General features: G+C 61.7%; 15 protein-coding genes and 2 tRNA genes. 12 read left to right on the top strand and 5 right to left on the bottom strand.

The window, feature by feature from the left end; translation table 11 throughout:
- The first annotated feature begins 205 nt into the window (after positions 1-205).
- Positions 206-280: transfer RNA gene (locus USDA257_RS17575), tRNA-Glu, on the top strand.
- A 111-nt stretch (positions 281-391) separates the two neighbouring features.
- Here USDA257_RS17575 and USDA257_RS17570 read toward each other — a convergent pair.
- The 3 genes from USDA257_RS17570 to USDA257_RS17560 form a co-directional block, all read right to left on the bottom strand.
- Positions 392-1,552 carry a tyrosine-type recombinase/integrase gene (locus tag USDA257_RS17570; protein ID WP_014764305.1) on the bottom strand — a complete coding sequence of 387 codons (1,161 nt, stop codon included), beginning with the start codon at positions 1,550-1,552 and terminating at the stop codon, positions 392-394.
- Positions 1,536-1,673, bottom strand: coding sequence for an XRE family transcriptional regulator (locus tag USDA257_RS17565; protein ID WP_223843331.1), 138 nt, complete (start codon positions 1,671-1,673; stop codon positions 1,536-1,538). Before USDA257_RS17565 ends, USDA257_RS17570 begins: the two co-directional genes overlap by 17 nt.
- A 131-nt stretch (positions 1,674-1,804) precedes the next feature.
- Positions 1,805-2,053: a helix-turn-helix transcriptional regulator gene (locus USDA257_RS17560; protein WP_014764303.1), complete on the bottom strand. Its 249-nt coding sequence runs from the start codon at positions 2,051-2,053 to the stop codon at positions 1,805-1,807.
- Positions 2,054-2,272: 219 nt separating this feature from the next.
- On the opposite strand from USDA257_RS17560, the gene USDA257_RS17555 reads away from it, so the two are divergent.
- From USDA257_RS17555 to USDA257_RS17515, 10 genes are all read left to right on the top strand, one after another.
- A complete protein-coding gene (locus tag USDA257_RS17555) occupies positions 2,273-2,461 on the top strand; it encodes a helix-turn-helix domain-containing protein (protein ID WP_041414349.1) in 189 nt (62 codons plus the stop codon).
- 278 nt (positions 2,462-2,739) lie between these two features.
- A complete protein-coding gene (locus tag USDA257_RS17550) occupies positions 2,740-4,002 on the top strand; it encodes an AAA family ATPase (RefSeq protein WP_014764302.1) in 1,263 nt (420 codons plus the stop codon).
- A gap of 223 nt (positions 4,003-4,225) precedes the next feature.
- On the top strand, positions 4,226-4,597 hold the full coding sequence (locus USDA257_RS17545) for a hypothetical protein (protein WP_041414345.1): 372 nt from the start codon (positions 4,226-4,228) through the stop codon (positions 4,595-4,597).
- A gap of 31 nt (positions 4,598-4,628) precedes the next feature.
- Positions 4,629-4,976 carry a hypothetical protein gene (locus USDA257_RS17540; protein WP_014764299.1) on the top strand — a complete coding sequence of 116 codons (348 nt, stop codon included), beginning with the start codon at positions 4,629-4,631 and terminating at the stop codon, positions 4,974-4,976.
- Between the two features lie 199 nt (positions 4,977-5,175).
- Positions 5,176-5,364, top strand: coding sequence for a helix-turn-helix domain-containing transcriptional regulator (locus tag USDA257_RS17535; protein WP_014764298.1), 189 nt, complete (start codon positions 5,176-5,178; stop codon positions 5,362-5,364).
- A 41-nt stretch (positions 5,365-5,405) separates the two neighbouring features.
- Positions 5,406-5,573 (top strand): hypothetical protein, encoded by a 168-nt coding sequence (locus tag USDA257_RS36635; protein WP_153297031.1) that lies wholly within the window; start codon positions 5,406-5,408, stop codon positions 5,571-5,573.
- 197 nt (positions 5,574-5,770) lie between these two features.
- Positions 5,771-6,886, top strand: coding sequence for a hypothetical protein (locus USDA257_RS17530; protein ID WP_014764297.1), 1,116 nt, complete (start codon positions 5,771-5,773; stop codon positions 6,884-6,886).
- The gene (locus tag USDA257_RS17525; RefSeq protein ID WP_014764296.1) at positions 6,880-7,281 is read left to right on the top strand and encodes a hypothetical protein; all 402 of its coding nucleotides are present in this window, start codon (positions 6,880-6,882) and stop codon (positions 7,279-7,281) included. Before USDA257_RS17530 ends, USDA257_RS17525 begins: the two co-directional genes overlap by 7 nt.
- Positions 7,278-7,493, top strand: a complete 216-nt coding sequence (locus USDA257_RS17520; protein WP_014764295.1) for a hypothetical protein — start codon at positions 7,278-7,280, stop codon at positions 7,491-7,493. The genes USDA257_RS17525 and USDA257_RS17520 overlap by 4 nt, the downstream gene beginning before the upstream one ends.
- Positions 7,494-7,598: 105 nt before the next feature.
- Positions 7,599-9,965, top strand: coding sequence for a D-alanyl-D-alanine carboxypeptidase family protein (locus USDA257_RS17515; protein ID WP_014764294.1), 2,367 nt, complete (start codon positions 7,599-7,601; stop codon positions 9,963-9,965).
- Between the two features lie 125 nt (positions 9,966-10,090).
- On the opposite strand, the gene USDA257_RS17510 is transcribed toward USDA257_RS17515, so the two are convergent.
- Positions 10,091-10,342 carry a helix-turn-helix domain-containing protein gene (locus USDA257_RS17510; RefSeq protein WP_041414343.1) on the bottom strand — a complete coding sequence of 84 codons (252 nt, stop codon included), beginning with the start codon at positions 10,340-10,342 and terminating at the stop codon, positions 10,091-10,093.
- 379 nt (positions 10,343-10,721) lie between these two features.
- Here USDA257_RS17510 and USDA257_RS17505 point away from each other — a divergent pair.
- Positions 10,722-10,797, top strand: a tRNA-Glu gene (locus tag USDA257_RS17505).
- Positions 10,798-10,880: 83 nt separating this feature from the next.
- Here the strand turns inward: USDA257_RS17505 and recJ are convergent.
- A complete protein-coding gene (gene recJ / locus USDA257_RS17500) occupies positions 10,881-12,683 on the bottom strand; it encodes a single-stranded-DNA-specific exonuclease RecJ (RefSeq protein WP_014764293.1) in 1,803 nt (600 codons plus the stop codon).
- Positions 12,684-12,748: the final 65 nt, after the last annotated feature.

Raw genomic sequence — 12,748 nt, 5'->3', positions numbered from 1 at the left:
GCGACTTGCCATAGTACTGCGTTGGTTTGCTCCCCGCTAGAGGAGAATGCGGCGCTGGCGCACGTCGCCTCCCACACGTCCTTCTGGGTTCGCGACAGCGCTCCACAGCACCAAAAACTAAGTGGCGGCAGAACCGTTGAGCGTGCTATTCCTCCTCTTTCCTATTTCATCTTTTTCATAGTATGTTGCTCAAGCTTCGGCGCAGGCGCCCATCGTCTAGCGGTTAGGACGCCGCCCTCTCACGGCGGTAACACGGGTTCGAGTCCCGTTGGGCGTACCACTATCTTTATTTTTCAATGACTTAGAGACGTGTCCCCGACATGTCCCCAACATTGTCCCCAACATAGGGTTTTTGTCCCCGACATCGTCATTTGATGTCCCCGACATCCCGTCATTTAACGACGACGAGTTTCGGCTGGCGGGCTTTCTTCCTCGCCGCTTCTAGGTCGAGCAGCGCCTTTGTCGCCGCCGCCGCCTCGTTCATCTTGCGGGTATAGACTCGCACTTCCTGCGGTGTTGCGTGGCCGAGGCTATGCTGCATCTGCGACTCGGTCGCACCGTTCTCGGCAAGGTCGGTGGCGAGCGCCTTCCTCAATCCGTGCAACGTATATCCCTCGGGGATGCCCGCTTGCTTCACCCATTTCTGCATCCGGTTGCCTAGGCCCGCGATGGTGTACGGGCGGCCATAGGCGTTCTTTAGGATCGTGCCTTCCCTCGGACCATCGAGCGCGTCTAGCGCTTCCCTGACGTCGTCAGTGATGACCAGAAACACTTCCCTGCCGCCGTTGACGCTGCGGTTCTTCATCTGACGGAAGTGGAAGCCTTCGACGGTGACCAACGATCCGTCGGCCATCTTGATCTCGCGTTTGACGATCTGATCCCATCTCACGGTTGCGACGTCCGAGCGGCGATTGCCGAGACCGTAGGCGAGCACGAAAGCCGTTCTTGCCCGCGTGCCGAGCGGGAAATGCGCCTTGAACTTCTCGCGCACTTCGGGGGGCCACCAAAGGAAGCCGTCCGTCTGCGGCGCTTCGTATTTCAGCACATGGGTCGGATCGATCTCAACCCATTCTTCGTCGAGTGCCACACGCACTAGTTTGCGGACGCCGGTCAGCAAATGCTTCGCCTTCGTCTTCGATTTCGCATCGACATTGTTGAGGAAGCGGCGAAGGTCCCTCACCCGCGCGTTCTCGACGAGGACGTCTTTCCAGCGCAATTCGTGCTCGTCGTCGACATGCGCCTTCATGAACTCGTCCTGATCGCGAAGCGCCTCGTTGCGGGTCGACTCGACGAGCGAGGTGAACCATGCCTGTTTGAGCATGAGGCGCTGCGCATGCGCGAAGGACTTCGGCACGATGCCACGCGGCATTTCGACGACTTCGGTCTTCGTCTCGGTCGTGGCGCGCTGATAGGCGACCTCGAAGCATTCGTCGCCCGGTTGACCGGGCAGACCAAATTCCTTTGCGCTGCGACCCTTGCCGCGATAGCGCCAGACCTCGCGTCCGCGATGCATGCGGCTCGAAGCGCCGGGATAGTCAGGATGCGTCGCCATCGCGGGCCTCCAGTCGTTCGATTGCCAGCCGCATCATGCGTTCGTATCTGAACGGTCGGCCTTGCGCGATGCCGTCCAGCGTCCTCACCGGAATGCCCAGGCGGCGGGCGGCTTCGTTCACCGTGATCCCCTGCCGTTGCCGCCATGCCCTCACTATCTCGGATAAATCCATGTTCATTGCCCTTCTGTCTTGACGCGACTCGAGCGTCGCATAGGGCAATGTATATGCGCACACTGCGCAATCATGCAAGCTCATCTTATCCGTGGTCCACTGGCTTCGAGTTGCGCCTCGATGCCGGACTTCTCAGTCGGCAAGTCGTCGAAACAGGCGTCGAGTTGATAGCGGTCCCAGACGGTCCGGCCGTCGATCCGCTTCGGCTTCGGCATCCGCTTGTCGGCGACGAGCGTGTCGAACTTGGCGGGCGAAACGCCGACATAGCGGGCGCTCTCCTCTCGCGACAGTCCCCTGGGCGGCCAGCCATGCGGATCAGTCTTCGGCATCCTCCCCGTCCCTTAACAGGTCCATCGAGTATAAATGCAAATTTGCACTTTCTACTTTCGATCCATAAGTGCAAATCTGTATTTATACCTTAAAATTCAAAGTTCAGATTTGGAAATGCAAGTCCGTCTCGAAACTATACTGTTGCTAGATCGGATTTGGAAGCGTTAAAATGGTTCCCGTAGAGCACCATTTTGGATTTGAACGTGTGTGAGGAACAGATGAACGACACCCCTATCCGCAAGCTGATGACAGACGACGACCTTGCCGACCGCTGGGGTTGTGAGCGCGAGACGGTCCTGCGCCGTCGAAAGTTGTGGGGACTGAAAGGCGTCAAATTCGGTCGCCAGTGGCGTTTCCGGCCCGAAGACGTCGAGGAGTGCGAGCGCCGTCGTGTGACGGCAGAGTGACCGGCAAAAGAAACCGCCGCGACGTATGAGGGGCAGCGCGGCGGTTTCGAGACAAGGTTAGGGCAGGAAAACCCGTCGCCCGTCGCAAAGATATCATTTCCGAATTTCGGATGAAAGCGGCGGCGGTTCCAAAGTGAAGGAACGCCAGCATGAGCAGGACTGTCTGACATGTCGGGCGGGCTCGAAACCCGCCGCACCCGTCCCCAACGGGACACATCTCCAAACACCCGACAATGGTACCGCCGTGGCACCAAACCTCTGCCGAGGGAGGAGGCGTGATGGACTATCGATCTCTGGATCGCGAACTCGGCAAGCACCACAAAAAGGATTTGTCCTGCCCGGATTGTGGTGACCGGATGACGATCCGGCGGGTCAAGGACAGCCAAGGGAAGATCGCCGTCGAATGCTTCACATGCGCGATTGAGGAGACCTATAAGAAGAGCGATCCGCCATCGGACAGCAACGACGACAAGCCGCTCGAACCCCTCGCCACATTTTCGGTTGCCGACTTCGCCGGAAAGCCCCTTCCAGAGCGTGAATTCCTCGATGGCCGCCACCTGTTCCCGGCCCGTAATGTCACACTCCTGCAGGGCGATGGCGGCACCGGCAAGTCGCTGCTCGCGATGCAACTCGCCATGGCGGTGGCGGTCGGTGGTACGTGGCTCGGCATCGCCGTCAAACGTGGCGCGGTTCTCTATCTCTCGGCCGAGGAGGACGAAGCGGAAAATCACATCCGCGCCGCCGAGATCGCCGCCGCCGAACCGCTCGACCTCGTCGACATGAAGCATCTGCGGATCAGTTGCCTTGCTGGCGAAGATGCGGCGCTGGCGACCGAAGACAAAAAGGGGCGGGTTGCAACCACGACGCTTTACCAGCGCTTGGAACTTTCGCTCGAAAATATCAAGCCGCTGCTGATCGTCCTCGACAATCTCGCCGATGTCTTCGGCGGCAACGAGATTTCTCGCGCGCAGGCCAGACAGTTCATCGGCATGCTCAGGCGTCTCGCCATTCGTTTCAATTGTTACATCCTCTTGCTCGGGCATCCTTCGTTGACCGGCATTAATTCCGGTACCGGGACGTCCGGCTCGACGGCATGGTCCAACTCGGTTCGCGCTCGGCTCTACCTGCATAAGCAGATCGGCCAGGACGGAAGCGAAGCCGACCAGAGCGTGCGCGTGCTCGAAACCATGAAAGCCAACTATGGCCCGCGCGGCGAGCCTATCAATCTGAAATGGGATTGCGGGCGCTACATCTGCACCGACAAGCGACCGCGCGCCGGATCGGACATCGGCAAGGCGGACAAGGCGCGTCGCATCTTCCTCGCACTGCTTCGGCTGCACAATGATCTCGGCATCAACGTCTCGGCCAACCCGACCGCCAATAACTACGCGCCGAAGCGGTTCTACGTCCATCCGAAGAACGACAACGTATCGAGCAAGATGCTTGAGACGGCGATGTTCGAACTGCTCGAAAAGGGGCAGATCGCCAGCGTCCCTTATGGCCCGCCATCAGCCGGAACGAGGCGACTATGGGTTGCATAATACAACTTCTGCTGATCGACGCCCTCTCCCCTCGACGCCTCTCGATGCCTCGGCTGTTGTTCAACGAAAACAAGCACTTAGAAACTCGACGCGCCCTCTCCTATTACTATCGTAATAGAGGGCCGCTTTGCGGCGGCCCCCTTTACTACGATAGCGGCGCGAAGGCACCGAAGGCATTTCCCCGCAAATTCGCCACCGTGGGGAATTTCGGAGGTGCCGCATCATGATCGCTCCCGGAGTCATCGTCACCTATCGCGGGCAACGCTATCAGTGCAGCGCTGTCCGCCTGTCCGACGACGGTCGCAAGCTCGTCGCCCAATGGACGAGCCGATGCGCCGATTGCGGCGCGTCCTTTTCGTTCGCCTACCGGGCACACGTCACCGCAGGCTTTTCGCCGAACCGGCGATGCTGGCGCTGCGCTCACCCAGGCAAGCCAGTCGAGCCGCGCAAGCGGAAGGCCAAGGCGAAGGCCAAGCCACCCGTTCAAAAGCCGCCGCCCGTGCCGAAAGCGAAGGCGTACACGGCGAGCAACGTCATCCCGTTCATACGGCCAATCCGGAGCCACCGATCCGGGCAACAGGAGGAAGTGCAATGACTGATTTGGAGGCGGAAAGGGAGGAAGCACGATGACCTATCACGCGATACGCCGTGAAGCATTGGCGCTTTGCCGCGAAGAGATCGAACGCCGCGTCAAGTTCTATGCCAGATGCGATAGGATGGGAGTCTCGACAGTGCGGGTCTACACTGCTGCCGATATGTTCAATCGACCGTTCTTCTACAAGCCGTGGCAGCGAAAGCATCGCGAGTTCGCCAAACGCGTTGCGCCTTATCTCACCTTCGAGCAATGGGATAACATCGCTTATGAATGCGATGATCTGGCGAGGCGCATGCACGGTCCCATGGACGGGATACGATGGTTTGAAAACATCTTCGAACCGTTGCGTCTGAAGGATGGAAGGATGATCGTCGCTTGACCATAAGGGGCCATGCCGAAGGGAGGGGGGCGTCCTCGAACCTTTCGGACGTCCCTTCGGGACCGGCGGCGCAGGCAAACGCTAAAAATCGGGAAATTGTTGATGGGGGGGCTATGTCTATACAAAATTGCCATTTTTGACCGTCCCGCAACCGGCGCTAACCTCGCCTAATCCGCCGATTTCCGCTAAGAGTCGTTCTATGACACTGGAAACAATCCGCTTCGACATCCAAGACTTCCTCAAGACCCCGGAAGATCAGGCTGGCATTCTCGAAGCCGCGCTCGAAGACGGCGATCCTGATCTGATCGCAACGATCATCGCCGATATTCGCGAAGCCCAGCGCAGGAATGGCAGCGATCCCGACGCGCCGAAGGCAACCGACGAATAAGCCGGTTCCGGCGCGGCATGGATTTCCACCAAGGAGGACCAATGAGTAGCAAGATCGCTTTGGGGGATATCCCCCACATTGTCCGCAACCTTCGCCGCCTCAACCCGATCCGCTATCGTCCTGTGTGCCTTCCCGACCCGCCTTTGCGTATTCGCGGATATTCCAGACGAGAATATCCCTTCGATCACACGGACAGGCTCGCCCGGTGATCGCCGTTCCACCCCTCGCCTGATGGATTGATCGTCCAAAACGAAAAGGCGCGTCTGCGGCCTTCTATGACGGAACGAAACATGATCGTTTCGCTTCCGAAATGAAAGTGCTATGCTTTCCCTTGCCGTGAGAAAGCCCCCGGCGGGCAAGCGTTGTCGATACCCGACCGCCCCGCCGAAAACGGAGGCGGTTTTTTATGGATCACCAACTTGCCCGCGTCGAGCGCGCGCTTTCCGAGCAGAAACATCTCCTGATCAGCCTCGAACGCCGAGGGCGTAAACGGGCCAAGGCACCGCAGCAAGCGATCATCCGCGCCGCCATCTGCCGCGTTCACGCCTTCCTCGGGAAGACTGATGCCGACCAGGTGGCGGCCTCGCTCTATCCCGGCGACGCCGATGTGAGCCGCGCGCTTTCCGATATCGGCGGTTTCCTGAAAGCCCGCGCGGCTGCGCCCCCGGCGACTACAGATGACGCTGCATCGTGGGGAATCGTGCAACCCGCCTTTGCGGGTGTTCTCGAAGTCATCGCGCCGCAAAGTGTGTATTCTGCGCTCGCCTCACGCGGCTTGCGGATTTCGCTTGCGGGCGTCTCGTCGGTTCCCGTGCCGCGGCGCGACGATAGCGTGACGCCAACGATGGCCGGTGTCTTTCCCGGCGAAGGCGACCCGATCCCGGTCCGCCGCGTTGGCCTCTCTTCGAACGTCATCCGGCCGTTTATAGCGAAAATCCTGACGATCTTTTCGGCTGAACTCGCCAAGCATTCGAATGTCGAGGCGATCCTGTCCGCGATCATTCGCGAGGACACGGCCGAGGCTCTGGACAGCGTCATGCTTTCGGACGAGGCGGCGACCGCCGCCGCACCTGGCGGCTTGCTTGCCGGTGTCGTGCCGTTGACGCCAACCGGCGGCGGTGGTGCTGCCGCTCTTGCGCGCGATCTCGGTGCGCTTGCCGCCGCCATCGATGCCGACGACCTCGTTTACCTGATGCCGCCCGCCGAGCGCATCAGAGCGCTCACACTCGCGCCGGGCTTGGCCGCCGCAACGATCATCGCCGCACCGACGCTTGCCGCCGGAACCGTCGTTGCCATCGATGCCGCCGCTTTCGTTTCCGGCGAAGGCGACGCGCCTCAGTTCGACATTTCCGACAAGGCGGTCGTGGTCAACGACGACGGCCTGCCGGTTCCGGACTTCGCAACCGCCAGCACGGTCTCGCTGTGGCAGATGCGGCTTCTCGGTCTGCGCATGCTGCAACAGGTCAGCTGGGGTCTGCGGTCCGCCGGGTCGGTCGCTTATACTGAGGCGGTGACATGGTGAGCACGTACAAGGACGATAACGGCGAAGACTACGAGCAGTGGGCCGCGCGGAAACTTCGCGAGATGGACGAGCGCAAGGCACAAGCCGGACTCGAGGCGAGGCTCGCGGCCTTGGCAAGGCGTACCGACAAACGTCTCGGGGAAATCGTCAAGGCCGTCGAACTCGCCTTCGGCGACCTGCGCACCGAGATGCAGGTGCAGCGCGCCGTCTACGACGACGAGGCGGCGCTGCTTGCGGAACTGAGAGACACGCACGAAACGCTCGTCGAGCGGCTGGTCAAGAAAGCGTTGAAGGACCAGAGCAAGGCGTTCGCCAGCGAAATTGGGACGCTCAGGAATTCGCTCCACTTCCTTGAGGCGCGAGTGAAGGAACTGGAAGCGAGGGCCGCGAAATGAAGGCTGAATGCGAACCGCTCGCCGACGCCATTGCGCGCCATCGGCAGAGCTTTTCCGGCGAAGGCATCTTCGCGCTTGTGACGATGCCGGACGGGACCGGCTTCTATTGCGTCCCGGACGGCGAGCAGATGAGCGCGACAAGGCTTTCCCGAGCCGAGATGCTTGAGAAGCTGATCGAACTTTACGGCTTGTCGGCGTTTCGCGGCAATTGACGGTTTGCGCCGCTGTTCACGCGGGCTCGGCGGCGCATCTGCCGGGGGCGGTCCGGTTTTCCTATTGCCGGGCCGCCTTTTTCAAATCGGAAAAGGTGGTGAGACATGGCCGAAGAAGACACCAGACTGATCCTTGCGATTAGCGCCGATATCGCCAGCCTGAAACGGGCGATGAAGGACGCCGACATCACGGTCAAGCAAACCACCAATGCCGTAAACGACAATTTCAAGCGGGTCGGGCCGGCGGCGGATCGGGCGGCGAAGCAGATATCCGCCTCGATGCAGAACGCGACGCGCAATCTCTCTTTTCAGTTTCAGGATGTCACCACGTCGCTGCTGTCCGGCGCTTCGCCCTTTACCGTCATGGCGCAGCAGGCGGCGCAGGCGGGCACCGCCATCGATGATCTGCGCAAGTCGGGCGGGCTCTTGAAGGGCATCGGCTCGTCGCTCGCCAGCCTCATCTCACCGGCATCGCTCGGCGTCTCGGCGGCGATCCTCGCCTTCGGCTACCTGACACAAGAGGCAATCGAATTCTTCTCGTCGACCGAGGAAGGCAGCGAGGAAGCGAAAAAGGCGATCAAGGCGCAGGCCGACGAACTGACGGCGATCCGCGACCGCTGGAAGGACATCAATCCGGAGGTGGCGACCTACATCGACCAGTTGCTCGAAGCGACGAACCAGACGCAGAAGCTCGCCGACAAGCAGGCGCTCCTCGACAAGGCGTGGGAACCGGTGCGCGACCTCGTCGACGAGGTCGACCAGGCGCTCCTCGACTTGACGTTGAAGCTGGACAATCTCGGGCAACTGGACGCCATCCGCGAACTGCAGAAGGCGCAAAGGGCATGGCGCGCCGAGATCGATGCCGGTCGACCAGGTCTCGACGAGTTGAAGCGGCTGCAAGACCTCATCACTCAGGCGGCGAATCTCACCGGCATCTCGGTCGACGACCTCACCGGCAAGATCGACAGCCGGTTGACGCCAGCCCTGAAAAGGGCAGCGAACGAGGCCAAGGGCATTGAGAAGGCGTTCATCGACATGCGGCCGCCGCCCTTCGCGCCGCCGTCGATGACTCCCATTCCCGGACAGGGCGGGCCGGTCGCGGGCACCATCGAACGGCAGAACGAAATCTTCCGTCGCGAGCAGATGATCAAGCAGGGGGAGGAGGACGCGAAGGCATATAGGACCGGTCTCCGCGACTATCTCGCGCGGGACAAACCGCTGTCGCACATCACCGAACTCGATCCGGAATTCCAGAGCCGGTTGGCGCAATTCCTCGCGGCGGCGGGCGAGCAGGCGGGCAGGATCACAATTACCAGCGGCGCGCGTTCGATCGAGCGACAGGCGCAACTGTGGCAGCAGGCTTTGCAGAAATACGGCTCACCGGAAGCGGCGCGCAAATGGGTCGCACCGCCCGGCCGCTCGCAGCACAACGTCGGACGCGCCGCCGATTTGCAGTTCGAGTCGGATGCGGTCCGGGAATGGGCGCACGCCAATGCCGAGGCTTACGGGCTTGTCTTCCGGCTTGAGAACGAGGCGTGGCACGTCGAACTCAGGCGCGAGGGGCAGCGCGAGCGTAAGAAGAAATCGCTTCAGGACGTCGTGCTGTCGGAGAAGCAGGCTGTCGAATTGCAGCAGGAGATAAACCGCATCAATGCTGATGCGACGCTGTCGGACGAGCAACGCGCCATTGCCATCGACAAGCTGACGATGTCGACGAAACTCCTGCATCAGGCCGAGGCCGAAGGGATTGCCATCACGCCGCAGGTCCGCGCCGAGATCGAGCGCACGGCGACGGCCTACGCGACCACCGAGGCGGCACAGCGGCGGCTCACTGCCGCCCGCAAGGAAGATACCGCCCGGACCGAGGAGCAGGCGCGGCAGCAGCGGGAACTGGCCGAGGCGGTCGCTTCCACCGCGAAGACGGCATTTTCCGGCTTCGTCAACGATCTGAGGAACGGCGTGTCGGCGGGCGAAGCCTTCCGCAACATGCTCGACCGCGTCATCGACGGCATGATCAACATGGCGATTGAGGCGATGTTCGCCAAAAACGCGCTCGGCGGTCTCTTCGGCGGCGGGTTTGGCGGCGGGCAAGCTGCAATTGCATTCGGCGGCGGTGCCGGTCTCTATCATGGCGGCGGCGACGTCCGGGCAACCGCGCCGATGCGCAGGGTCTCACCAGCCGTCTTCATGGGCGCGCCGAGGCTGCACAATGGTCTCATGCCGGACGAGTTTCCGGCGATCCTGCAAAGGGGTGAACTCGTCATTCCGAAGGCGGCAAGGCGCAGCAGCGCGGGAATGGTCGACAATTCGAGGACCTATCTCGGCGACGTCAAGGTCGACGTTCAAACCGGCATGGTGGTCGCCTCGTCCGAGGATGGCAGGCAGATCGGCGAGCGGATCAATTCGGCGGTTCGATCCGTCCTCGTCGCCGAGTCGCGCCCGGGCGGACTGCTGCGAAAAATGCCGTCGTGAACATGTTTAGCGGCTAAAGAAGTTATTACCGCATGCGGCAATATTGCCCTTTGATTCCACTGCAAGAATTTCCCGCCGGCGGGAAGTTTCAGGCTAAAGCAAAGTAGGGGCACCCCCACTTTGCTTTACCGCCCCGCCCGTGGCTGGCATCCCGGCGCGAACCGTTGCTGCGGCGGATCGGCATTCGGGAAGGTTTCGCCATAGAAGCGCTTGATCGAGTTGACCACCCGGAATGACGGCGACTTGGCATCACCGAGCATGATCCGCGTGATCGCGCTCGCGCCGACATTCGCACCCTCGGCAATCGCTTTGCGCGACAATCCGGTCTCTTCCAATCGGCGAATCATTGAGGCAATTTCGGCGACATCATTGGACATGGGCGCATTCCTCGGCGCGTTCGGGACGATAAAAACGCAGAGGGCGTCGGCGGTCGGTCAACTCAATCGAGCCGCGACGCCCCGGCCTCTTTCGAGGCGAGGAGAGGATACCACTGTCCCCAACGGTTTAGAACGATATGGGAACATTGGCCGAAATGTCCCCGAAAATTCGTCAATGATTTCAAAGGAATGGCACGCCCGTTGGGCGTACCAGTTTTACCCTCGACATTTTCCCGAGAAAAATCGAATGTAGTCGCGCTTGGTCCCCTTGCGGGAATCCAAAGGCACCTCTATAAGCCACCTCGTCTTGCAGCGCCGTGCTCCGTTTCGGCGCACGAAGTTCGCTGCAACACTTTGCACGGCTAATAGCCGTGCGGAGGCGCCCATCGTCTAGCGGTCTAGGACGCCGCCCTTTCACGGCGGAAACACGGGTTCGATTCCCGTTGGGCGTGCCATTTTCCAATCTTCAGAATTCCCTTTAGTTACATTGCGCAACCCGCTGATACGGCTTGGGGAGTTCGCCGCGGCGCGAGCGCACTCAATTGGCCCTTGCCGCATCCGTCACACGCAGTTGCACCCGGCGCGATCCCTGCCAAAGGTCCGCTGAAACCGAACCGGCGACATGGATCGTCGAGCCGCGGTTGCCGAGCAGAAAATCGCCGAGCGGCGTTTCCGTCGCCCGGAAGGCAATGCCGTCGATTCGGCTGCCGTCATGGCCCTCGAGCGTGACCTTGACGTGATTGGCGCCGACTTGTCGGCTGTCGCGCAGCCGATGCTGCGGAAAGGCGAAGACCGGCTGAGGATGGGCCGAGCCGTAGGGGCCGGCCTGGTCGAGAAGGTCGACGAGGTCGAGCGTCGCTCCGGCCGCCGCCAGCGCGCCGTCGAGCTTGAGGGTCTCAACGGCGACCAGGTTGCGTACTGCGCCCTCGGCGCGTTCCTCGAAGAATTGGCGCAGTCGCCCGAGTTTGGTCCGCTCGACCGTCAGGCCGGCCGCCATCGCATGTCCGCCTCCTTTGACGAGGAGGCCATCGTCGACCGCGGCGCGAACGAGCCGGCCCATGTCGAAACCAGTGATCGAGCGGCCGGAGCCGGTCCCGCGGCCGCTCGGATCGAAGGCGATGGCAAAGGTCGGCCGGCGGAACTTCTCCTTGATGCGTGCCGCGATGAGACCGACGATGCCCGGATGCCAGTTCTCCCTGGCGGTGACGATCACGGAAGCCCCCTCACCCGTGCCGTATTCCGCCAGCACTTCCGCCTCCGCCTCGGCGAGCATCGCCGCCTCCATCGCCTGGCGCTCGCGATTGAGCTCGTCGAGCTGGCTGGCGATCACCTCGGCCGCCGTCGCATCGTCGAGGGTCAATAGCCGGCTGCCGAGCGCGGCATCGCCGATCCGGCCACCCGCATTGATACGTGGTCCGATCAGAAACCCAAGGTGATACAGCGTGACCGGGCCACCGATCGCGGCCTTGCGCAGCAGGGCTGCCAGCCCGTTATTGCCCATGTGCCGCGCCGCGATCAGTCCCTTGACGACATAGGCACGGTTCAGCCCCTTGAGCGGTACCACGTCGCAGACCGTTGCCAGCGCCACGAGATCGAGCAGTGCCAGCAGATCGAACGAGGCGGCACGCGCATTGCCACCAAGCCGCAGCACCCGCAAGGTGTTGACGAGCACCAAATAGACGACGCCCGCCGCACAGAGGTGCCCCTGTCCGGACAAATCGTCCTCGCGATTCGGATTGACGAGCGCGTGGCATGGCGGGAGCGTCGCGCCGACCTGGTGGTGATCGATGACGACCACGTCGATGCCGCGCTCGGCAGCGACCGCGAGCGACTCATGGCTTGTCGAACCGCAGTCGACGGTGACGATCAGACCGGCACCGTTGCCGATCAGCTGTTCGATCGCCTGCGGGTTCGGCCCGTAGCCCTCGAAGATGCGATCGGGAATATAGATCTCGGGTTGAACGTCGAAATGGCGGAGGAACCGCAGCATCAGCGCCGAAGACGCCGCGCCATCGACGTCGTAGTCACCGAATATCGCGACTTTCTCGCCGCGGCGAACGGCATCGGCGAGCCGCTCCGCAGCCTTGCGGCAATCGGTCAGCACGTCCGGATCGGGCATCAGCGCGCGCAGCGTCGGATCGAGGAATTGTGCCGCGTCGTCGAGACCGACGCCACGGCCTGCCAGCACCCGGGCGATGAGCTCCGAATGGCCGTGCACCTGGCTGATCGCCAAAGCGCGATTCTGCCCGGCCTGATCGAGGCGCGAGACCCAGCGCTGACCGCTGATCGAGCGTTCGACGCCGAGAAATGCCCGCTCTATCGGATCCGCCAATAGGTCCATGCTGCCTGTCCGCCTGAAGTCCCTCCGTTCTTAACCAAGATTTTAAGGCAGAAAAACAGGCAGGT

The organism is Sinorhizobium fredii USDA 257 (genome assembly GCF_000265205.3).
Classification (GTDB): domain Bacteria; phylum Pseudomonadota; class Alphaproteobacteria; order Rhizobiales; family Rhizobiaceae; genus Sinorhizobium; species Sinorhizobium fredii_B.
This window is presented reverse-complemented; position numbering and strand designations above follow the sequence as displayed.

What these genes read in the sequence shown, in the direction of transcription:
- USDA257_RS17525 (WP_014764296.1), top strand. Translation starts at nt 6,880, where the DNA reads ATGGTGAGCACGTACAAGGACGATAACGGCGAAGACTACGAGCAGTGG.
- USDA257_RS17530 (WP_014764297.1), top strand. Translation starts at nt 5,771, where the DNA reads ATGGATCACCAACTTGCCCGCGTCGAGCGCGCGCTTTCCGAGCAGAAA.
- USDA257_RS17545 (WP_041414345.1), top strand. Translation starts at nt 4,226, where the DNA reads ATGATCGCTCCCGGAGTCATCGTCACCTATCGCGGGCAACGCTATCAG.
- USDA257_RS17560 (WP_014764303.1), bottom strand. Translation starts at nt 2,053, where the DNA reads ATGCCGAAGACTGATCCGCATGGCTGGCCGCCCAGGGGACTGTCGCGA.
- USDA257_RS17515 (WP_014764294.1), top strand. Translation starts at nt 7,599, where the DNA reads ATGGCCGAAGAAGACACCAGACTGATCCTTGCGATTAGCGCCGATATC.
- recJ (WP_014764293.1), bottom strand. Translation starts at nt 12,683, where the DNA reads ATGGACCTATTGGCGGATCCGATAGAGCGGGCATTTCTCGGCGTCGAA.
- USDA257_RS17570 (WP_014764305.1), bottom strand. Translation starts at nt 1,552, where the DNA reads ATGGCGACGCATCCTGACTATCCCGGCGCTTCGAGCCGCATGCATCGC.
- USDA257_RS17535 (WP_014764298.1), top strand. Translation starts at nt 5,176, where the DNA reads ATGACACTGGAAACAATCCGCTTCGACATCCAAGACTTCCTCAAGACC.
- USDA257_RS17555 (WP_041414349.1), top strand. Translation starts at nt 2,273, where the DNA reads ATGAACGACACCCCTATCCGCAAGCTGATGACAGACGACGACCTTGCC.
- USDA257_RS17520 (WP_014764295.1), top strand. Translation starts at nt 7,278, where the DNA reads ATGAAGGCTGAATGCGAACCGCTCGCCGACGCCATTGCGCGCCATCGG.
- USDA257_RS36635 (WP_153297031.1), top strand. Translation starts at nt 5,406, where the DNA reads ATGAGTAGCAAGATCGCTTTGGGGGATATCCCCCACATTGTCCGCAAC.
- USDA257_RS17550 (WP_014764302.1), top strand. Translation starts at nt 2,740, where the DNA reads ATGGACTATCGATCTCTGGATCGCGAACTCGGCAAGCACCACAAAAAG.
- USDA257_RS17540 (WP_014764299.1), top strand. Translation starts at nt 4,629, where the DNA reads ATGACCTATCACGCGATACGCCGTGAAGCATTGGCGCTTTGCCGCGAA.
- USDA257_RS17510 (WP_041414343.1), bottom strand. Translation starts at nt 10,342, where the DNA reads ATGTCCAATGATGTCGCCGAAATTGCCTCAATGATTCGCCGATTGGAA.